This is a genomic window from Streptomyces sp. YIM 130001 (assembly GCF_003574445.1).
Taxonomy (GTDB): domain Bacteria; phylum Actinomycetota; class Actinomycetes; order Streptomycetales; family Streptomycetaceae; genus Streptomyces.
The window spans coordinates 506,374-526,819 of the sequence record NZ_KZ984548.1 but is presented as its reverse complement, the minus strand read 5'-3'; the positions used below and the strand labels follow the sequence as shown (position 1 = coordinate 526,819).

Here is a 20,446-nt window from a genome sequence, read left to right as displayed (position 1 = left end):
CGGCAGTCGGCCTACCTTCGGCGCAGATCCGCCTTGCCGCAGGCGCGGCCGTCGTCGTTCGGGTCCAGGCGGAGCGGGTCCTCCTGGCCGTTGACCTCCAGCGGGCCGTAGCCGTTGTCCTTCAGCCAGGTGCAGCGTTCCTTCGTGGCCGGGGCCACGGTGTCGGGGAACGTGGTCGGGACGCAGACGTCGGCGCTGCCGTAGTGCCGGTCGCAGCCCGAGATCTGCGGGGCGACCGGGACGGAGTCCTTGCGTGCGGCCGGCTTCTTCGGGGACTCGGCGGGGTCGCCCGCGAAGTCGTGGACGTGGGCCGACGGGGCGTCCTTCGCCAGAGCCGCCGGGCCGCCGAGCTTCACCCACCGGGCGACCGAGGGCACGCCGTTCGCGTCGGTGGCGAAGAGCATGTACCAGCCGGGCGGGGCCAGGTTCGGGTTGGCGGTGACGTTCAGGTCGATGTTGTCGCCGTCGACGGTGAGGGGCAGGTCCACCGACCGCTGGTTCGGGTCGGAGGAGTGGGTGACCGCGGCCGGGCGGATCAGCTGGGCCTTGGCGATCGGCTTGTCCACGGTGATCCGCTGGACGTCGCCGTAGGTCCACTCCTTGTCGATCACCGAAGTGATCTTCGGACGCTCGCCCTTGAAGAGGTACGGCGGCGAGTAGACCGACACGTCGTGGTTCCAGGAACCGTCGCCGGGATTGTCGCCGTTGGTCATCACGCGGCCGTCCGGGAGCAGGAAGGCGGAGGAGTGGTAACCGCGCTCCTCCGGGTCCGTGGACACCGCGTCGAAGGTCTCTGTCGCCGGGTCGAAGAGCGAGGACTCGTAGACCGGGTTGGCGCGGTTGTGCAGGGCGCCGCCGGACTCCAGGACCTTGCCGTCCGGCAGCAGCACCGCCGAGCCGTACATCTTGCCCTGGGCGCCTGTCTGGTCGACCTTGCCGTCGCCGAGGTCGACCTCGCCCTGCGGCAGCAACGGACCGTTGCGGTAGGCGGGGTTCGCCTCCTTGAGGTCGACGATGTCGGTGAGGCGGTTGGCCTCCGGGTTGGAGTCGACGTTGCCGCCGCCCATGGTGAGGACCTTCTGGTCCTGGGCCGGGGGCAGCAGCACGCTCACCGACTGGTCGCGCTCGTCCTTGTTCTGCAGGCCGGGCACGTCGGTGATCGTGTTCGCGTCGTAGTCGTAGAAGGAGGCGCCGGTGCCGGGCGTGCCGTTGCCGAAGGTGTGGCTGCCGGAGTAGAAGAGCCTGCCGTCCTGCATCAGAATCATCGCCGGGTACAGACCCCAGTACGACCAGGTCTGGTTGACCTCGGCGGTCGGCAGCCACTGGTTCTGCTCGGCCGACCAGCGCTCGGCGGTCACCGAGCCGGTCGAGTCCTCGCGCAGACCGCCGAACGACAGGACGTCACCGTCACCCATGATCGTCGCCGACGGGTACCAGTGGCCGTCGTTCATGTCGTTGGTCTTCGTGTACGCCTCGGTCGCCGGGTCGAAGACGTAACTGTCCTTGTAGCCCTGATAGCCGACCGTGCCGTCCGCCGTCGGGTAGCCCTGGGTGCCGCTCATCACCAGGACCTTGCCGTCCTTCAACTGCACATGTCCCGCGCAGAACATGTCCTTCGGCGTCGGGATGTCCTTGTACGAGCCGTCCTCGGGGTCGTAGAGGGCGGTGCTGAAGGTGCCGGCGTCGAACTTCTCCGGGTCGTTCCCGGAGCCGGCGATCAGCAGCACCTTGCCGTTGTGAAGGACGACCGAATGCATGGAGCGCACCGGGTTCTTGGTGGGCAGCACCTCCCAACTGCCGTCCTCGCACTCCTCGGCCGTCCCCGTGCAGTCCGGGCCGACGACCGGCGGAGGCACCTCCTCCATCACGTGGTCGTCGGTGGTGACCGAGCCGACGCCGTACACCGAGACGCCCCAGCTGATCTGCTCGGTGCCGGGCGGGACGGGCGGGGTGCGCACCTCGGTGCGGGCGTAAGTCCCGCTCACCGGGAGGGTCTTGAGGTCGGTCCAGTACTGCCAGCCGCCCTCCGCGTCCTTGCGGAAGAGGGTCAGGGAGGCGTCCGGGGTCGTCGACTTGTACCAGAGCGAGAGGTCGTACTGGCGGTCCTCGGTGACCGTGGGCGCGCAGTCGGCGTTCTCGGTGATCAGCGCCTTGCGGTCGCCGTCCGTGCGGCGGGTGATGTCGACCTTCATGGCCTTGGTTCCGGAGTGCGCGTCGGCGACGGTCTCGAAGGTGAAGTCGTTGTCGCCCCAGCCGCCCTCGGTCCAGCACTCCGGCATGTCACCGGTGCCGGACTGCTCGAAGCCCGGGTTCGTGACCAGGTTGGGTGCCGCGGTGGCGGTGCCCGGCGGCAGCGCGAGCAGCAGGCCGGCGGTGAGCGCGCCCACGCCGAGCAGCGCGGTCGCGCCGCGTCTGCGTGCGGGGCGCGGGGTACGGGGTCTGCCCGAGGTACGGGGCGAGAGCCTGGGCCGGCTTCGGCGCGTGCTGCTGAACAAGGTGCTGTGCATGAGAGATCCCCCCTGGGATGCGGCTCGTACGGCGATACGTGACGTCCGGCTCTCACCTCCCTCGGCGGGTGCGGGTGCGAGTGCGGGTACGCGTGCGGGTGGCGGTACGGCGCGGAGCCGGGGCGGCAGGGAGCGTGGCCGCCGTGGGAGGCGTCACCGGTCGTCGCCCGCGGAAGACCCGTCACGAACCCGCCGGATCTCCACCCGGTCCGCGCCCTCCCCGAACTCCGCGACCTTCTCCGAGTGTCGGAGCGCCGCCTTCACCGTCGGCAGGTCCGTCGCGTCACGGCGGACCGTCGGCGAGGCCACCACGTAGTCCAGATCGCGCCAGCCGCGCGGCATCGTCCTCGTCACCGCCGGGTCCAGGTCCGCCTTGTAGAACCAGATCGCCCCGAGGCCCGGCTCGTAGCCCGCGTGCACCAGGTCGAGCCAGAGCGCGTCGTCGACCAGCACCCGGGCGTCCGGGCGGTCCTTCACCTCCGTCGCCATCCACGCCGCGGCCGCCCGGTAGGGGCCGTTGGCGTCGACGGTGGCCGCGATGCGGTTCCCGTCGTACCAGCGGGGCGCCACGTACCCGACGGCGCTCGCCGCCAGCGCGAGCGCCACCGCCCAGCGCACCCCCGTGAACAGCACCGGCTCCCCCGGCTCGCGGAACCTGCGCAGCACCGCGTGCGCCACGCTCGCCACCGCCCCGGCGAGCACCAACGCGAGGAACGGCAGCGCCTGGATGACGTACATCGCCGGCAGATAGCCCGAGGGCCGCATCGCGACGAGCGCCAGGATCGCCACCGCGAGCGCGGGCCCGGCCAGCGCCCGCGCCGTCACCGACCACCGCAGTACGAGGAGCAGCAACAGGGCCGCGGCGAGCCCGCCGATCGGCAGCACCCGGTCGTAGTACAGCCAGGACTGCAGGACGCCGTACGACCCCGAACCCGTGTCGAGGATGAAGCCGCTGCCCGGCCGGCCCATCTGGAAGGTGATGCCGTCCCAGAGCGACACGTGCCCGGCGCCCGGCAGCAACTCGCCCTTGAGCAGCGCGTACAGCGGATAGCCCAGGCCGATCAGGGCGCAGGCGGTGACGGCGCCGGTGATCGCGAACTTCCGGGTGTCGCGGTGGCTGTATCGCCACATCGTCACCAGGAGCGCGGGCAGCACCACCAGCATCGTCTCCTTGGTGAGCACCCCGACGGCGGCCGCCATCCCCGCCCCGAAGTGATGCCACAGATGCCGGCTCGGCGAGGCGGCGAGACAGAACGCCAGGAGCATCCACAGCACCGCGAGGTTGTCCAGGAAGATCTCCCGCTGCAGCACCACGGCCAGCGGCGAGAGGCCGAAGAGCACCATCGCCAGACCCGCCGCCCACCGCGGCAACCACAGGCGCCGGGCCAGGACATAGAGCAGCACCGCGCTCACGGCGCTGACCAGGAGCATCGCCAGGCGCATCGTTCCGACGTCCATGGAGTCGGGCGCGATCGCCGCCGGGATCCAGGTGAGCAGTGCGATCTGGATCCAGCCGAGCGGCGGGTGGTCGTACCAGTACGTGTAGTGGGCCAGGCCGTCGCCCTGCTGCACCGCCCAGGCCTGTGCCAGATAGGTGCCCTCGTCGTCGCTGAGCGCCGGGTATCCGGCGATGTTCCAGCCCTGTACGAGAAGGATCGCGGCGAGCAGGACCGCGCAGAGGATCAGGTCGGGCGGCGATCCGCGGAACCTGACGACCGGCCGAACTGTCAGGCTGCGCTTGTCACTTGACGGCGAGGCCTGAGTCGACGGCAGCTGGACAGGAGCGGCCGCCGCGGCGGCGTCCGAGGCCACCGCGGGAAGGGTGGAGGTCACGCGCTGATCTCCTCTCGGGAGTCGTACGTGAGGTGCGCTCCGACATGGCTGGTCAGCTCCCACTCGCCGCGACCGCGCAGCTCCCGCCAGACCGCTCGGATCGCCGCACCGGCCAGCAGCACCTGGTAGAACGGCCCGCCGACGACGAGCAACAGATAGTGCGTGAACCTGACCCTGAGCCCGTACTGCCGCCCGAAGTCGTGCAGCCCGACCACCTCGAACACGAAGGTCACGGCCGCGGTGATCAGCGGCAGGAAGGTGATGAAGGCGATACCCACCGGCACGTCGAGGAGCAGCGCGATGGCGACGTTCAGCGGGATGATCACGCCGGTGAAAGCCTGCAGGAACGGCGTCATCAGCGTGTAGCGGGCCAGCAACCGCTGCCCTGCGCCCGGCAGTCGGCGCCAGTCCTGTTTGCGGTAGACCTGCAGGAAGCCCTGGTTCCAGCGGGTGCGCTGCTTGAGCAGCGAGACCAGCGTGCCCGGCGTCTCCTCACGCGTCACCATGTCGCTGTCGTACGCGACGACGACGCGCTTGCCCGCACTGGACAGGCGTACACCGAGATCGCAGTCCTCCGCCAGACAGTCCGGGTCCCAGCCGCCTGCCTCGCGCAGCACCGGAGTACGTACGAACACGGTGTTGCCGCCCAGCGGGATGAAGCCCTTCTGCGCGTGCAGATGGAGCCGCGAGCGGAACCAGAAGAAGTACTCCAGGCAGTTGCGCAGGCTGTACCAGCTGGAGTGGAAGTTGATCAGCTGGACGCCGCCCTGGACGACGTCCGCACCCGTGGACCGGAAGGCGTGGTCGACATGGGTGAGCAGCTCCGGATGGACCTGGTCCTCCGCGTCGAACACACCGACCACATCGCCCCGGCAGTGCGGCAGCGCCGTGTTCAGGGCCTTCGGCTTGTTCTTGGCCTCATGAGTGTCGGTGATCACGCGTACCCGCGGATCACGGGCGGCCGCACGCACCGCGACGTCGGCCGTCCCGGGATCGTCGTGCCCGACGATCACCAGGACCTCGAAGCCGGCGTGGCTGGATTCGAGCAGCCGCCTGATCGTGTGGTCGAGCACCAGCTGCTCGTGCCGGGCCGGCACGAGCAGCGAGAACGTCAACCCCGTCCCGCCCCGCGGCGGTTCGAACCGGGTGGACGCCAGCATCTCCGGCGTGCGCCAGGCATGCATCTGCCACCACAACGTGAAGGCAGCCATCCAGAACAGCGTCAGCGAAACCACGGATATGACAACAGATGTGAGCAAAAGTCCCCCCAGACCCCCGAGGCGCGACCGGACCGGCCACACCTCCCCCACCTTCGTGGTGAGGATATGGGGGGAACGTGAAACTCAGGCTCTCTTCTGATAAATCCCACGTTTCATCCAAGCCCCCTGATGTACGACAAGCGCCCCCTGCCTACGGTTGCGCCAGCTTCGCGGCCAGGTCCTGTACGTCCGTTGACGGAGCGTCGCAGGTGAAATTGCGGCAGACGTACGCCGCCGGGCGCCCGTCCACCAGGGGACGGTCGACCAGCAGGGGCAGTTCGTCACTGCCCGCCCGGCCGAAGGCGACCACCGCGCCGGGCGCGGTGCTCAGGAACGCCGTACGGCGCAGTTCGCGGGCCTCCGGGTCGGCCTCGGCGCCGCCGTCCGCGCCACCCGCGACCGCACCGCCGGGCTCCGCGCCCCCGCCGTCCGCGGGTCCACCCGCCCTGCCCACCACGGCGATCTCGCGAGGCCCGTCGAGCAGCGCCTCCGCCACCGCGAGTCCGTGGCCGATGAACCGCGGCGCCCTCGGGCCGAGCGCCCGCACCACGCCGAGGGCCCCTTCGGCCGCCGTACGGTGCGGTTCCGAGCCGGTGTGCGCGGCGTACGAGAGCAGCGCGCCGGCGGCCGCGGACCAGCCGGACGGGGTGGCGTTGTCCGTCGGGTCCTGCGGGCGGCGGATCAGCCGCTCGGCGTCGTGCGCCGTGTCGTAGAGCATCCCGCCCTCGCCGGTGAACTGGTCGAGCACGATGTCGAGCAGGAATCCGGCGAACTCGAGCCACACGCCCTCGCCGGTGACCCCGGCCAGCGTGAGGAAGCCCTCGGCGACGTCCGCATAGTCCTCCAGGACACCGGAGTTGGCGCCCACCCGGCCGTCCCTGCTGGTCCGGCTCAGCCGCGCCTGGTCGTCCAGGTGCACGCGCAGCAGCAGGTCCGCGGCCTCCACCGCGGCCGCGACGTAGGACGGCTCCTCGAACAGCGCGCCGACCTCGGCGAGTGCCGCGATCGCCAGGCCGTTCCAGGCGGCGACCACCTTGTCGTCGCGGCCGGGCGCGGGACGGGTGCCGCGCGCCGCGAGCAGCCGCTGCTTCGCGCCGGCGATCCGGTCCGCGTCGAAGACCCGTTCCGACTGCGGGAGTTGGAGGACGGAGGAGCCCTCTTCGAAGGTGCCCTCCTCGGTCACTCCGAAGTAGGCGGCGGCCAGTTCGGCGTCCTCGTCACCGAGAGTCTCGCGCAGTTGCCGCGGCGTCCACACGTAGTACGCGCCCTCGACGTGCTTGCCGGTGCCGTCGTCGCTGTCCGCGTCCAGGGCCGAGGCGAACGCGCCCTCGGGCGTGCGCAGTTCACGCAGCATGAAGTCCGCGGTCTCCAGCGCGATCCGCTTGGCCAGGTCACTGCCGGTGGCCCGCCACAGGTGGGCGTAGGCACGGCAGAGGAGGGCGTTGTCATAGAGCATCTTCTCGAAGTGCGGCACCGTCCACTCGCGGTCGACCGAGTAGCGCGCGAAGCCGCCGCCGAGTTGGTCGTAGATGCCGCCCCTGGCCATTCGCTCGCAGGTGTCGACCGCCATCTGCAGCGCGCCCTCCGAGCCGGTGCGGGCGTGGTGCCGCAGCAGGAACTCGATCACCATCGGGGGCGGGAACTTGGGCGCTCCGCCGAAGCCGCCGCGCGTCGCGTCGTAGTCGCGGGTGAGGCCGAGCAGCGCCTGCGCGAGCTCCTCCTCTCCGGGCAAACCGCCTCCGCCGTGGGCGAGTTCACGCCCGGCGAGGTCCTGGACGATCTGCCCGGCGACCTCGGTGACCTCGCCTCTGCGGTCGGTCCAGGCCGCGTGCACGCCCTGCAGCACCTGGCGGAACGACGGCATGCCGTGGCGCGGCTCGGGCGGGAAGTACGTGCCGAAGTAGAAGGGTTCGGCGTCGTGGGTGAGGAACACGGTCATCGGCCAGCCGCCCTGGCCCGTCGCGGCCTGCACGGCCTCCATGTACACGGCGTCCAGGTCGGGACGTTCCTCGCGGTCCACCTTGACGCTCACGAAGTGCTCGTTCAGATACGCGGCCGTCACCTCGTCCTCGAAGGACTCGTGCGCCATGACGTGACACCAGTGACAGGCGCTGTAGCCGACGCTGAGCAGCACCGGCACGTCCCGCTTCCGTGCCTCCTCGAAGGCGGCGTCCGACCAGGGCCACCAGTCGACCGGGTTCTCGGCGTGCTGCAGGAGGTAGGGGGAGGTCTCATGAGCGAGTCGGTTGGGCATGCCCCAATCCTGACGCACGCGGCACGCTCACGCCGATGCGGCACGGGCCGGCGCGCGGCACGGGCGGCTCCGGCAGCCGGGACGACTGCGGCGGCGGGCGCCTGCCCCGGCTCGGGCCCGGCGAATCAATCGCGCCCGGCCTCGTCCGGCGGCGCCAGGAACTCGGTGAGCAGGGCGTACGGCCCGAGGCGGCGGGCCCGGCGGCCGTGCGGGGCCCGGGTGCTGCCGGGAAGGCGGCGCGGGGACCGGCACGGCGGGCGACCGGCGGGGGCAGGCGGCCGGAGGTGGCGTGGACGGGGCCGCCGCGGTATCGATCAGGCGGTGGCGTTCGCCGGGCCGCCGTCTTCGTCCAGGCGGGCAGTTCGCCTGACGCCCGCGACTCGGCGGTAGGAGGCGTCCAGGAGTTCGGCGACCTCCTGCCAGTCCACGTCCTCGGGGGCCGTGGCTCCGCCGGCGGCGAGATCGATGCCGATCCAGCCGGACGGGGCGAGGTAGGCGGGCTCGAAGCAGCGCGCGTCCTCGGCGAGGGCCGCGCGGTCCGTGTCGTCCGGCAGGACGATCAGAGCCTGCTCGTACGGGATGCGCGTATCGGCCGAGCCCTTTGTCGAACCCCCGTACCAGGCAAAGAACTTGCCTGCCCGGAAGCCCGGCCTGCCGTGCGCGATCCGCTCCTCCGCGTCCGGGAACGCGAGCGCCACCCGGCGCAGGCGCAGCAGGTAGGGGTCGTCGTCCTCGAACATCAGGGGATGCGGCATGTCACCAGAATCCGGTCTCGACCACTCGGTTTCGCTCCCACACTGCCATCCTCGCCCGACCGGCGGAACCGGACGTACCGCCGCCCTCCACGCACGGGCGTGGAGGGCGGCGGCGGATCGCGGGGCGGCGGGGCGGCTCTGCCGGACTGCGCGGGTCAGCAGGCGGCGCGGGCTTCGGCGGCGGCCTTCAGGTCCTTCAGCCAGATCTCGAGCCCCGCGCCGAGTGCCTCGGTCGAGGTGGGTACGTCGGCCTCGGCCTGGTCGCCGGTCCAGGTCTCCTCGGTGCGGACCAGGACGCCACCCTTGACCTTGGTGAACGTCCACACGTGGGTGCCCTCGTCGATGTGGATCCCCTCGCCGTCCGCGGGTCCGGTCCAGCGGACGCACTGGTTGCGCTCGAGCTGCTCGACGCTGGAGGTGATGTCGAGCGTGGTGGCGGGGGTCGAGGGCGTGGCCGGCACCGGGGTGGTCCAGTGGAAGGACGAACCGGCGCGCAGCGGACCGGAGTCGAGTCGCTGACTGGTCAGGACGGCGTCCTGCCAGGACGGCCAACTCTCCACGTCCGTCTGGGTCTTGAAGACCGTGCGCAACGGGGCGTCGATCAGGATCTCGGAGCGGTAGCGGACCAGCGCGTCCGGGTCGACGCCCTGCCCGCCGCACTCGGGAGCGCCTGTGTGGTGGCCGGAACGCGCCTGGGCGGAGGGAGCGGCGGCCTGGGCGGGCGAGGCGGCGACACCGAGGGCTCCGATCGCGGCGAGCGAGATCGCGAGGGCTGCGGTGCGGGAGCGGGTGGTGAACATGAGAGGGGGTTCCTTCCGTAACAGGCCTATGGGTGAGGGGAGTTCACGGGCTCCCGAGCGTGCGGCCGCTCAGCGCCGGTGGGCGCGACGGACGGCGATGAGGAGTGCGGCGGAGGCGGCGACGATCAGGACGACGAATCCGGGATGGATGTCCTTCGTCAGGCTCTGCGCCCCGTCGGGCCTCAACTGCCAGATGGCGAACGGGATCGCGTAGCCGACGGCGAGCACCGCGGCCGCCGCCTTGACCACGGCGTCGCGGCCGCGGACCAGGGCACCGACCAGCGCGACGAGGACGGGTGCGAACGCGACGAACGCGAATCCGGTGAGGACCAGGAGCGGGGCGAGCCAGGCGGAGACCGAGACCGCGAGGGGGGTGCGTCGCTCTGCACGGGCTACGACGCCGGAGGTGCCTGCCATGACCTGCTCCTTCACTCGCCGCCGCGGGGGCGACACGTGGCTTGTCCGCTGCGACCGGCGCCGGGGAACCGGTGACACCCCGGGGTCGCCGGGCGTGGTTCCTGCCGATCGATAACCTTACAGCCGTAAGACTACAGATATTAGCCTTACGCGCAAGAGGTAACGGCAATAAACTTCACGGTGTAAGGTCACGCATGGAGGATGCCGGCGTAGAGGGAAGGTGCCGGCGTAGAGGGCGGGCCGCAGGCCGGACCATGGGCCGGACCGCAGGTCAGGCGACGGTCCCGACAGGGGCTCGGGCGGTGGATCGAGTAGCGGCTCGGGCGGCGGGACCGGCGGCACCGAAGCGGACGGCACGCGCACGTCCCCCTCGCGGCCAAGGCGGCCGGCCGCGGGACGACATCACCTCCGCCGCCGCGGGGGAGGCGGACGAGACCGGCGACCAGCGGACGACCTCCCTGCGGCCGGCCTGCGACGACGTACGCCCCCTTCGGACCCGCGGGCTGCAGCTCACAGCGACGACGCATTTACCACTGGAAATTCCGTCGCAACCGCCATTGTGCGATGGCCCGACTCCCCCGCAATTATTCGCGCAATACGTTGTAGCTTCCTATAGAGAATTACCGGTCGGAGCAGGCCGTCTTGACGGTGGGTCCCCGGCTACCTAGGTTCGAGCGAACCGACTCGTGAGTTGCTGCCGGAAGGAGGCGAAGTCGGATGTCGACCATCTCCGATCTGCATCGCCTCGCCCAGCAGGCCGCCTGGGTCCCGGGCCGTGTAGCACACGGCTCCTGAGCATCCCCTCTTCCCGGCGTGCCCGATCGCGGCCCCGGTGCCTCCCCATCTCCGCCACCGCCTGCGGCGCATCGTTGCGTGCTGATCCATGCCCGGGCTCTCAGGCCGCGTCACCGATAGAGAAAGCCCTTGAAATGGCGACTACGATAAACAGAACGACCGCGCACCGAAATGAGGATCTGCCATGGTAGCGGCGCGGATCACGGTCAATGGGAAGGTCACACCGATTTCCCCGGCCGCTCCCCAGACGACGGTCCTGGATTTCCTGCGCGACCGCGGCCTCACCGGGTCCAAGGAGGGTTGCGCCGAAGGCGAATGCGGTGCGTGCTCGGTCATGGTCGCCCGTCCCGGGGTGAACAAGCCCACCGACTGGGTGCCGGTCAATGCCTGCCTGGTCCCGGTCGCGGCGCTCGACGGCCAGGAAGTCGTCACCTCCGAGGGCCTCGCCACCGCCGGTGAGCCCGGTACGCCGGCCACCCTGCACCCGGTGCAGGAGGAGATGGCCTCGCGCGGCGGCTCCCAATGCGGTTACTGCACACCGGGGTTCATCTGCAGCATGGCGGCCGAGTACTACCGGCCCGACCGCTGCGCGCACGCGGCAGCCGGCCGGACCACGGACGCCGACCAGGCGCAGGCCGACGGCACCGACGCCGGGCACGGTGACTCCGAGCACGGTCCGAACGGCTTCGATCTGCACTCGCTGAGCGGCAACCTCTGCCGCTGTACGGGCTACCGTCCGATCCGCGACGCCGCCTTCGCCGTCGGTACACCCGAGGAGGACGACCCGCTGGCGCAGCGCCGCGAGCAGGCCGCGCCCGAGCCGGTCGCCACCCGATACGCCCAGGGCGACAGCGAGTTCGTACGCCCCGGCACCCTCGCCGAAGCGTTGCGGACGCTGCGCGAGCGGCCCGACGCGGTCGTCGTCGCCGGCAGCACCGACTGGGGCGTGGAGGTCAACATCCGCTCCCGCAGGGCGGATTACGTCGTCGCCATCGACCGCCTGCCCGAACTGCGGGAGCTGCGCGTCGAGGACGACTTCATCCAGATCGGTGCGGCCCAGACGCTCACCGAGATCGAGCGGCGCCTCGACGGCACCGTCCCGCTGCTGGCCGAGCTCTTCCCCCAGTTCGCCTCCCGGCTCATCCGCAACAGCGCGACCATCGGCGGCAACCTGGGCACCGGCTCGCCCATCGGCGACACCCCGCCGGTACTGCTCGCACTCGACGCGTCCCTGGTCCTCGCCGACGCGGACGGTGAGCGCGAGGTGCCGCTGGCCGACTACTTCACCGGGTACCGGCAGAGCGTGCGCCGTCCGGGCGAGCTGATCCGTGCCGTACGCATCCCGCTGCCGCTGGCGCCCGTCACGGCGTTCCACAAGATCGCCAAGCGGCGCTTCGACGACATTTCCAGCGTGGCGGTCGCCCTCGCGCTCGAGATCGAGGACGGGATCGTCACCAAGGCGCGCATCGGCCTCGGCGGCGTGGCCGCCACCCCGATCCGCGCGCTGGCCACCGAGGCCGCCCTGGAGGGCAAGCCCTGGACGACCGAGACCGTGTCGGCCGCGGCGCAGGTGCTGCAGGCCCAGGGCACACCGATGAACGATCACCGCGCCAGCGCCGAGTACCGTTCCGCGATGCTCGGCCAGAGCCTGCTGAAGCTGTACGCACAGACCAACGAGGCGGTGCCGTCATGAGCCATCTGTCCGAGCGCCCCGAGAAGCCCCTTGTCGGTGTGGCCCAGCCGCACGAGAGTGCCTTCCAGCACGTCACCGGCAGCGCGCTGTACACCGACGACCTGGTGCAGCGTACGAAGGACGTCCTGCACGCCTATCCCGTACAGGCCATGAAGGCCCACGGCCGGATCACCGCACTGCGCACCGGGGCCGCGCTCGAGGTGCCCGGTGTGGTCCGGGTGCTGACCGGGGCCGATGTGCCCGGTGAGAACGACGCCGGTATGAAGCACGACGAGCCGCTCTTCCCCGACGAGGTCATGTTCCACGGCCACGCGGTGGCCTGGGTGCTCGGCGAGACGCTGGAGGCGGCCCGGCTCGGCGCTGCGGCCGTCGAGGTGGAGCTCGACGAGCTGCCGTCCCTGGTGACGCTCCAGGACGCGATCGGGGCCGAGAGCTACCACGGCGCCAAGCCCCTGATGGAGACCGGTGACCTGGACGCCGGCTTCGCCGAGTCCGCGCATGTGATCACCGGCGAGTTCCAGTTCGCCGGCCAGGAGCACTTCTACCTGGAGACGCACGCGGCTCTCGCCCAGGTCGACGAGAACGGGCAGGTGTTCATCCAGAGCAGCACCCAGCACCCGTCGGAGACCCAGGAGATCGTCTCGCACGTGCTCGGTGTGCCGTCGCACGAGGTGACGGTGCAGTGCCTGCGGATGGGCGGTGGCTTCGGCGGCAAGGAGATGCAGCCGCACGGGTTCGCGGCGGTCGCCGCGCTCGGCGCCAAGCTGACCGGCCGGCCGGTGCGGTTCCGGCTCAACCGGACGCAGGACCTGACCATGTCCGGCAAGCGGCACGGCTTCCACTCCACCTGGCGGATCGGGTTCGACGAGGACGGCCGCATCCAGGCCCTGGACGCCACGCTGACCGCGGACGGCGGCTGGAGCCTCGACCTGTCCGAACCGGTGCTCGCCCGCGCGCTGTGCCACATCGACAACACGTACTGGATCCCGAACGCGCGGGTCGCCGGCCGTATCGCCAAGACCCACACGGTCTCCAACACCGCGTTCCGTGGCTTCGGCGGCCCGCAGGGCATGCTGGTGATCGAGGACATCCTGGGTCGCTGCGCACCTCAACTGGGCCTGGACCCGATGGAGTTGCGCGAGCGCAACTTCTACCGTCCGGGCCAGGGCCAGACCACGCCGTACGGTCAGCCGGTCACTCAGGCCGACCGGATCTCCGCCGTCTGGGAGCAGGTGAAGGAGAGCGGCGAGGTCGCCGACCGCAAGCGCGAGATCGCGGCCTTCAACGCCGCGCATCCGCACACGAAGCGGGCGCTCGCCATCACCGGCATCAAGTTCGGCATCTCGTTCAACCTGACCGCCTTCAACCAGGGTGGCGCCCTCGTCCTGATCTACAAGGACGGCTCCGTCCTGATCAACCACGGCGGCACCGAGATGGGCCAGGGCCTGCACACCAAGATGCTGCAGGTGGCCGCGACCACCCTGGGCATCCCGCTGCACAAGGTGCGACTCGCCCCGACCCGTACCGACAAGGTGCCCAACACCTCTGCCACAGCGGCCAGTTCGGGTGCCGACCTGAACGGCGGTGCGATCAAGAACGCCTGCGAGCAGCTGCGCGAGCGGCTCCTGTCGGTGGCCGGATCCCAGCTGGGTGCGAACGCCTCCGACGTACGCATCACCGAGGGCGTCGCCCGTGCGCTCGGCCAGGACAAGGAGCTGGCCTGGGACGACCTGGTGCGGACCGCGTACTTCCAGCGGGTGCAGCTGTCGGCGGCCGGTTACTACCGGACCGAGGGGCTGCACTGGGACGCGAAGACCTTCCGCGGCTCGCCGTTCAAGTACTTCGCGAACGGTGCGGCGGCGGCCGAGGTGGAGGTCGACGGGTTCACCGGTGCGTACCGCATCCGGCGGGTCGACATCGTGCACGACGTCGGCGACAGCCTCTCCCCGATGATCGACATCGGGCAGATCGAGGGCGGTTTCGTGCAGGGCGCCGGCTGGCTGACGCTCGAGGACCTGCGCTGGGACACCGGCGACGGGCCCGGCCGTGGACGGCTGCTCACGCAGGCGGCGAGCACGTACAAGCTGCCGAGCTTCTCGGAGATGCCCGAGGAGTTCAACGTCACGCTCCTGGAGAACGCCACCGAAGAGGGCGCGGTCTACGGGTCCAAGGCCGTCGGCGAGCCACCGCTGATGCTGGCCTTCTCGGTACGGGAGGCGCTGCGGCAGGCCGCCGCGGCGTTCGGCCCCGCCGGGGTCGGCCTGCATCTCGCCTCGCCCGCGACGCCGGAGGCGGTGTACTGGGCGATCGAGACGGCCCGCAAGGGCGGCACCGAGGCCGACGGCCTCACGGGTGACGCCGGCGAGATCACCACCGGGACGAGTGCGCTCAGCCATGCCTGACATGACCTGGGTGACCGCGGTCGCGCGGTTGCGAGCACGCCGGGAGGCCGGCGTGCTCGTGACCGTGGCGACCGTGCGGGGCCATGCGCCCCGCCGGGCCGGGGCCAAACTCGTGGTGGGTCCCTCCGAGGCCTGGGGGTCGATCGGTGGCGGCAACATCGAGGCCGTCGCGATCGACCGGGCCAGGGAGCTGATGGATGCGTCCGGCACCGAGCCGGAGCTGATGGAGTTCGCTCTCAACGACAAGGTCACCAACCAGCACGGTGTGCAGTGCTGCGGTGGCGTCGTCTCCGTACTGCTCGAACCGCTGCCGGTGGTACCGGCGTTGGCGGTCTTCGGGGTCGGGCACGTGGGCCTCGAACTGGCGCGCGTGATGGCCCGCCACAACATCGACCTGCACCTGATCGACACCCGCCCCGACATGCTCACCGACGAGCGGCTCGCCGTGCTTTCGGACGCGGCGGCGCAGGTCCACGTGCACCACCAGCCGCTTCTCCCGGAGGAGGTCCTCGAGGAGCTGGCCCCCGGCACCCACGTCCTGATCATGACCCACGATCACGCGGAGGACGCGGCGCTTGCCGATGCCGCCCTGCGCACGCCCGGTCTGGGCTCGATCGGCCTGATCGGCTCGTCCGCGAAGTGGGCCCGCTTCCGGCACCGGCTGGCCACCGAGGGCGGCCACGACGCCGCCACCATCGCTCGGATCAAGACGCCGATCGGCATGCCCGAGATCTCCGGCAAGGAGCCGGCCACGATCGCGGTGAGCGTGGCGGCGGATCTGCTGCTGATGTTCGAACGGGCGGGAGAGCAGGACCACTTGAGGGCGGTGCCGGATGCGGCCTCCGCCGATTCGGCCGGCTCCACTCCGGGGGACACCTCGAAGTCCACGTATCCGCCGGTCGCCGACAGTGCTTGAGCGCACCGCCAATTCCCCTGCGGCATACCCTTCTTGACGCGGCACCTCTTGACGCGGCGCCTCTTGACGCGGCACTTCTTAACACGCACCTTTTAACACGCACCTCTTAAAGAGGGGCCCAATTAGCCCTCGCCAGCGGGCCTTTGTAGAAGTCCACGAACATTCGGTCCACCCCCGGTTGCGACTTCATGGCATCCGTTGCTGGCTGACTCCCCGAAGCTGCCTGTGTACTTCTTGCACACATGACCGAAGCGCGGGGGCCTTTTGAACTCCCTGCGCTCATCAGGGAGTTGTTTTGGCGATCCAGCGTAAACACACGATGTATCACTCGACCGTCATCGATGCCGATCCGGACACCGTGTGGGCCGTGGTCCGCGACGCCCTGAAGGTGGTGTCGATCGTGTCCGGTGAGGGCGCGAAGAAGGTGGGCTGGGCCGAGGGCGGCGCACCCGAAAAGGTGCCTGCCCGCTACGACTTCACGCTTGCCTTCAACGACGGTCTCGTCCAGCAGGAAGTCGCCGGACGCAACGAGGTGGACCGCGCCCAGACCTACCGCGCCGTCGCACCGGCGACCGGCGTCGACGCCTATCTCGCCACCATTCAGGTCCGGCCGATCACCAACGATCCGAGCCGCTGCTTCTTCGACTGGTCGCGTGAGCTGACGATCGCCGAGGACGCCGACACCGAGGTCGTCGAGACGATCATCGCCATCATGGCGAAGCAGACCGACCTCATGCGGGACCACTTCGCACAGAAATAGCCGCCGCCGACACCCCGCGTCGCCCTGTTGGCGGCGTCTTCCCGACATCTCTCGACGCGAAGGAAATTCTGTGCCCCAGCCGTTGTCGCACGACGCAACTCCCCTGCCCCAGAAGTCCGTACGGAATATCGAGATAGCCTGGCCCGATCTGGGAATCACCGTCACCGCCGAACTCGACGGCCGGAACCCGGAGTTGGCCGACACACTGTGGAATTCACTGCCCTACCAGAGCCTCCAGGGGCATGCCCTTGTGGCGGGCAGCCACCTCTATCACGTGGCACCGGTCCACGAATTGCTGCACACCCACCCGTCCCACCGGATCGCCGACCGACGCGAGGCGCCCGACGGGACGGTTTTCCTTTCCGGGCTTCAGCATCTGGGCATCAAATACGGCGAGTTGACCGAGCCGATGCCGGCCGCGCCGGTCGGCCGGATCCGTGAGCGGGACCTGCCGGGTCTGCTGGAGGCCGGGCAGGCGATCTGGGACGCGGTCTACTCGACGAAGAAGCAGATCCTGGTGGAGGTCCGTGCGGCCGGCACCGAGGGCGGCCACCGCATCCCCCGGCTCACCGCCACCGACCCGGACGCCGACCGCTTGATCCGCGACGTGCACGCCGAGACCGAGCGGATCTGGCTCGCCGAGCCGGTCGAACTCGCCGATCTGCACCGCGGATCGATCCACTCGGGTGCCGGCAGCTTCGACACGGTGCTGCCCACCCTGCTTTTCGTCAACGGCGAGACCCGGCCGCTGGGTTACGCCTCCTACGGCGGCCTGGTCCGCGGCGCCGTGAGCGACATGCCGCTGGAGTCGCTGCGCCAGATGGCCCGCCTGCTCGTCGGCGTACCGGCGGAGTTCCTCGGCTACTGCGGCCTGGAGAAGCTGTGGGCCTTCACCCAGCGCTTCCTGGACTGCCTCGACCGCCTGGAACGGGACGAGTTCCAGGCGGTGGTGAGCCAACTGGCCCTCTACATCAACTGCCTGGGCGGCTGGAACCTGCACCTGTTCCCCTGGGACGCCGGCGACGCACTGCGCCAGGAACGGCCCGACGCCGCACTCCGGGAACGTCCCGAGTCCGCGGTCGAGGCACCCGCCGAAGCGGGCCGCCCGGCATGAGCGCACTCCCCGCACGCACGGACGTCGTCGTCATCGGCGGCGGCGTCATCGGCACCTCCATCGCCTGCCAACTCGCCGAAGCCGGCGTCGACACCGTCCTGCTCGAACGCGGCGCGCTGGGATCGGGATCGTCCGCGAACACCGCGGGCGTCGTCCGCAGCTACTTCCCCGGCAGCCCCCTCACCAGCAGCCTCGCCGTGCGCAGCACGGAGGCGTACCACGCCTTCGCCGAGCGGACCGGGACCGATCTCGGCCTGCAGCGCGTCGGATTCCTCGAGCTGTTCACCGAGGAGCGGCAGGTCGAGGCCTTCCGGCGCGACCGCGCCGCCCAGCATGCCGCGGGTGTGGCCGTCGAGCTGGTCACCGCAGCCGAGGCCGCGCGACTCAACCCGCTGCTCGACGATCAGACCGTCGTGGGGGCGGCCTGGTCGCCCGAGGCGTACGCCTGCGACCCCGCCGCGATCGTGCGCGGTTACGCCACCGCCGCCGAACGGGCCGGGGCCCTCGTCCGTACGCACACACCCGTGACCGGTATCGACCCCGACGGGCGGGTACACACGTCCGCGGGCAGCATCCGCGCCGACACGGTCGTCTGCGCGGCCGGTCCCTGGGCGGATCAGGTCGCCGACCTCGCCGGTGTGCGCCTGCCGGTGACCACGTATCCCATCGAGCTGCTGCTCACCGATGCGCCGCGCCCCGCACCGCGGGCGCCGCTGCCGATGACGCTGCATCCGACGAGCCTGCGGATCCGCACCTGGGGAGACCGCATCCTGGTCGGCATGGGCCGCCCCGGCACCGACGAGTCCCGGGAGGCGTGGCTGGGACGGGTGGCCCGTCAACTCGGCGCCACCTACCCGTCGTTGGCGGGCCGACGACTCGAGCGCGGCTGGAGCGGAGACCTCGACGTGAGCCCGGACGGCACCGCCTTCATCGGCCGCGACCCGTCGCGACCGTTCGTCTACGCGGCCGGGTTCTCCGGCCAGGGACTGTGCCAGGCGCCCGCCGCCGGCGAGATCGTCCGCGATCTCCTGCTCGGTAAGCAGCCCTGGACCGACATCGCCGGACTCGCCACCGCCCGATGCACCGGCGGGCCGGCGCCGAGTCCGGCCGACGGAGAAGGGACACCGTCATGATCGTCTTGGGCTGCAACGGTTTCACCCGCGTATCGGAGGTCTTCGCCGAGCACTTCGGCGCGGTCGGCAAGGACAAGCACTACCTGCTCGGCCACGATGCGGCCGCCTCACTGCTCGTCGACGGCGAACTCGTCGCCGCGGTGGAGGAGGAGCGGCTCAACCGGGAGAAGAAGACCACCGACTTCCCGGTCCGTTCGATCGCCTGGTGCCTGGAGCAGGCGGGGCTGCAGTTCTCCGACATCGACCTGATCGCCATCCCGTTCGACTTCTCCGCCGGGGTGCTCGACGAGATGCTGTCGGGCATCGTGTCCGCGCCCGTGCCACCGGCTGCGAAGCTTCAACTCCTGGGCAGTATCGGCACCTTGTACTCCGAGGTCGTCAGCCACGAGGCGATCCTCGCCGATTTCGCGGCACGCACGGGCTTCACTCCCGACCCGGACAAGGTGGTGTTCGTACCCCACCACCTCGCACACGCCATGACCGGCTATTACGCGGCAGGCATGCGGGACAGCGCGTTCCTCATCAGCGACGGCCGCGCCGAAGTGCTCTCGACCCTCACGGGCGAGATCCGCGACGGCCGGGTCCGCGTCTTCGAGGAGTCGGCCATCGGCGCCGAGTACTCGATGGGCATGCTGTTCAGCGCCATCACCCGCTTCCTCGGGTTCGTCCCGAACAACGACGAGTACAAGGTGATGGGCCTGTCCGGATACGCGGACCCGCCGTCGCCGAACCCGTTCGTCGAGCAGTTCGTGGAGCTCGGCGACCAGGGCACGTACCGCTTCGCCAGGCCGCTGGAGACGGACAACCCGCAGAGCCTCGACCCGCTCTTCGAGGAGTACTTCGGGCCGTTCCGCGACTCCCTGGAGTACCGGTCCCGGGTGGCCGCCGCCGCACAGGAGATGCTGTCCGTCGTCACGCGTCACCAGCTCCGCGCTCTGGAGGCGAGGACCGATCTGGACCACCTCCTCTTCGAGGGAGGCGTGGCGCTCAACTGCCTCAACAACACGCCTCTGCTCCAGAGTTCACGCTTCGACGACATGGACGTGAGCTTCGGCGCCAGCGACACGGGAGTCACCCTGGGCGCCGCGGTCCACGCCTGGCTCCACCACCCGGACAGCGCGGGCGAGCCGAGACCCGCGCATCGGGTCACCCCGTACCTCGGGCCGGAGTACGACGACTCGGTGATCGAGAAGGCCCTCGCGGAGTGCGACGGCCGGATCGAGTGGAGGCGGCTGAGCGGCGACGAGGAGGTCGTCGAGAAGGTGGCGCAGCTGCTCACCGAGAAGGTCGTCATCGGCTGGTACGAGGGCCGGCTCGAGCACGGGCCCCGGGCGCTCGGCCACCGCAGCATCCTGGCCAACCCGAACTTCCCCGACATCAAGGACGTGATCAACACCCGGGTGAAGCACCGCGAACCGTTCCGCCCGTTCGCTCCGATCGTCCTCGAGTCGGACGCACCGAAGATCTTCGACATGGGCCGCAAGACGCGCTCGCCGTACATGACGTTCGTGTTCCCGGTGCGTCCGGAGTTCCAGGACGTGATCCCGGGGGCGACCCATGTGGACGGTACGTCCAGGGTGCAGACCGTCACGGACGAGGACACCCCGCGCCTGGCGTCGCTGCTGCGCCGGTTCACGGCACTCACCGATGTGCCGTGCCTGCTCAACACGTCGTTCAACGTGGCGGGTGAGCCGATCGTCTGTACACCGGCCGATGCGCTGAAGTGCTTCCTCGGCACGGAGATCGACCACCTCGTCCTGGGCGACTACCTCGTCTCGAAGACGGGTACGCCGGCGTGACCGAGGGGC

The 20,446-nt window shown here is 70.4% G+C and carries 14 protein-coding genes; 7 read left to right on the top strand and 7 right to left on the bottom strand.

The window, feature by feature from the left end; all coding sequences use genetic code 11:
• Positions 1-11: 11 nt before the first annotated feature.
• The 7 genes from DSC45_RS02470 to DSC45_RS02440 form a co-directional block, all read right to left on the bottom strand.
• Positions 12-2,507 carry a galactose oxidase family protein gene (locus DSC45_RS02470; RefSeq protein WP_119286531.1) on the bottom strand — a complete coding sequence of 832 codons (2,496 nt, stop codon included), beginning with the start codon at positions 2,505-2,507 and terminating at the stop codon, positions 12-14.
• 153 nt (positions 2,508-2,660) lie between these two features.
• Positions 2,661-4,280 (bottom strand): ArnT family glycosyltransferase, encoded by a 1,620-nt coding sequence (locus DSC45_RS02465; protein WP_119286859.1) that lies wholly within the window; start codon positions 4,278-4,280, stop codon positions 2,661-2,663.
• 56 nt (positions 4,281-4,336) lie between these two features.
• Positions 4,337-5,599, bottom strand: coding sequence for a glycosyltransferase (locus DSC45_RS02460; protein WP_119286529.1), 1,263 nt, complete (start codon positions 5,597-5,599; stop codon positions 4,337-4,339).
• Positions 5,600-5,750: 151 nt separating this feature from the next.
• The gene (locus DSC45_RS02455) at positions 5,751-7,853 is read right to left on the bottom strand and encodes a thioredoxin domain-containing protein (protein WP_162929092.1); all 2,103 of its coding nucleotides are present in this window, start codon (positions 7,851-7,853) and stop codon (positions 5,751-5,753) included.
• 314 nt (positions 7,854-8,167) lie between these two features.
• The gene (locus tag DSC45_RS02450) at positions 8,168-8,608 is read right to left on the bottom strand and encodes an MmcQ/YjbR family DNA-binding protein (RefSeq protein WP_119286526.1); all 441 of its coding nucleotides are present in this window, start codon (positions 8,606-8,608) and stop codon (positions 8,168-8,170) included.
• A gap of 155 nt (positions 8,609-8,763) precedes the next feature.
• Positions 8,764-9,408, bottom strand: a complete 645-nt coding sequence (locus tag DSC45_RS02445; protein WP_119286524.1) for an SRPBCC family protein — start codon at positions 9,406-9,408, stop codon at positions 8,764-8,766.
• A 69-nt stretch (positions 9,409-9,477) separates the two neighbouring features.
• The gene (locus tag DSC45_RS02440; RefSeq protein WP_119286522.1) at positions 9,478-9,825 is read right to left on the bottom strand and encodes a hypothetical protein; all 348 of its coding nucleotides are present in this window, start codon (positions 9,823-9,825) and stop codon (positions 9,478-9,480) included.
• 979 nt (positions 9,826-10,804) lie between these two features.
• Here DSC45_RS02440 and DSC45_RS02435 point away from each other — a divergent pair.
• The 7 genes from DSC45_RS02435 to DSC45_RS02405 all read left to right on the top strand — a co-directional run bounded on the left by DSC45_RS02435 (position 10,805) and on the right by DSC45_RS02405 (position 20,437).
• Positions 10,805-12,313 (top strand): xanthine dehydrogenase small subunit, encoded by a 1,509-nt coding sequence (locus DSC45_RS02435; protein ID WP_119286520.1) that lies wholly within the window; start codon positions 10,805-10,807, stop codon positions 12,311-12,313.
• Entirely contained in the window at positions 12,310-14,715 is a 2,406-nt protein-coding gene (gene xdhB, locus DSC45_RS02430) for a xanthine dehydrogenase molybdopterin binding subunit (protein WP_119286518.1), read from the top strand. Before DSC45_RS02435 ends, xdhB begins: the two co-directional genes overlap by 4 nt.
• Before the next feature lies 1 nt (position 14,716).
• Entirely contained in the window at positions 14,717-15,631 is a 915-nt protein-coding gene (gene xdhC, locus DSC45_RS02425) for a xanthine dehydrogenase accessory protein XdhC (protein ID WP_205571231.1), read from the top strand.
• A gap of 295 nt (positions 15,632-15,926) precedes the next feature.
• On the top strand, positions 15,927-16,391 hold the full coding sequence (locus DSC45_RS02420; RefSeq protein WP_162929091.1) for an SRPBCC family protein: 465 nt from the start codon (positions 15,927-15,929) through the stop codon (positions 16,389-16,391).
• 70 nt (positions 16,392-16,461) lie between these two features.
• On the top strand, positions 16,462-17,505 hold the full coding sequence (locus tag DSC45_RS02415; protein ID WP_240434333.1) for a cucumopine synthase-related protein: 1,044 nt from the start codon (positions 16,462-16,464) through the stop codon (positions 17,503-17,505).
• Positions 17,502-18,638 carry an NAD(P)/FAD-dependent oxidoreductase gene (locus DSC45_RS02410; RefSeq protein ID WP_119286515.1) on the top strand — a complete coding sequence of 379 codons (1,137 nt, stop codon included), beginning with the start codon at positions 17,502-17,504 and terminating at the stop codon, positions 18,636-18,638. Before DSC45_RS02415 ends, DSC45_RS02410 begins: the two co-directional genes overlap by 4 nt.
• Positions 18,635-20,437 carry a carbamoyltransferase family protein gene (locus tag DSC45_RS02405; protein WP_119286855.1) on the top strand — a complete coding sequence of 601 codons (1,803 nt, stop codon included), beginning with the start codon at positions 18,635-18,637 and terminating at the stop codon, positions 20,435-20,437. The genes DSC45_RS02410 and DSC45_RS02405 overlap by 4 nt, the downstream gene beginning before the upstream one ends.
• Positions 20,438-20,446: the final 9 nt, after the last annotated feature.

Bases quoted from the DNA above. Each gene is read 5' to 3' on its own strand.
- DSC45_RS02470 (WP_119286531.1), bottom strand. From the start codon at position 2,507: ATGCACAGCACCTTGTTCAGCAGCACGCGCCGAAGCCGGCCCAGGCTC.
- DSC45_RS02455 (WP_162929092.1), bottom strand. From the start codon at position 7,853: ATGCCCAACCGACTCGCTCATGAGACCTCCCCCTACCTCCTGCAGCAC.
- DSC45_RS02450 (WP_119286526.1), bottom strand. From the start codon at position 8,608: ATGCCGCATCCCCTGATGTTCGAGGACGACGACCCCTACCTGCTGCGC.
- DSC45_RS02445 (WP_119286524.1), bottom strand. From the start codon at position 9,408: ATGTTCACCACCCGCTCCCGCACCGCAGCCCTCGCGATCTCGCTCGCC.
- DSC45_RS02440 (WP_119286522.1), bottom strand. From the start codon at position 9,825: ATGGCAGGCACCTCCGGCGTCGTAGCCCGTGCAGAGCGACGCACCCCC.
- DSC45_RS02435 (WP_119286520.1), top strand. From the start codon at position 10,805: ATGGTAGCGGCGCGGATCACGGTCAATGGGAAGGTCACACCGATTTCC.
- xdhB (WP_119286518.1), top strand. From the start codon at position 12,310: ATGAGCCATCTGTCCGAGCGCCCCGAGAAGCCCCTTGTCGGTGTGGCC.
- xdhC (WP_205571231.1), top strand. From the start codon at position 14,717: ATGACCTGGGTGACCGCGGTCGCGCGGTTGCGAGCACGCCGGGAGGCC.
- DSC45_RS02410 (WP_119286515.1), top strand. From the start codon at position 17,502: ATGAGCGCACTCCCCGCACGCACGGACGTCGTCGTCATCGGCGGCGGC.
- DSC45_RS02405 (WP_119286855.1), top strand. From the start codon at position 18,635: ATGATCGTCTTGGGCTGCAACGGTTTCACCCGCGTATCGGAGGTCTTC.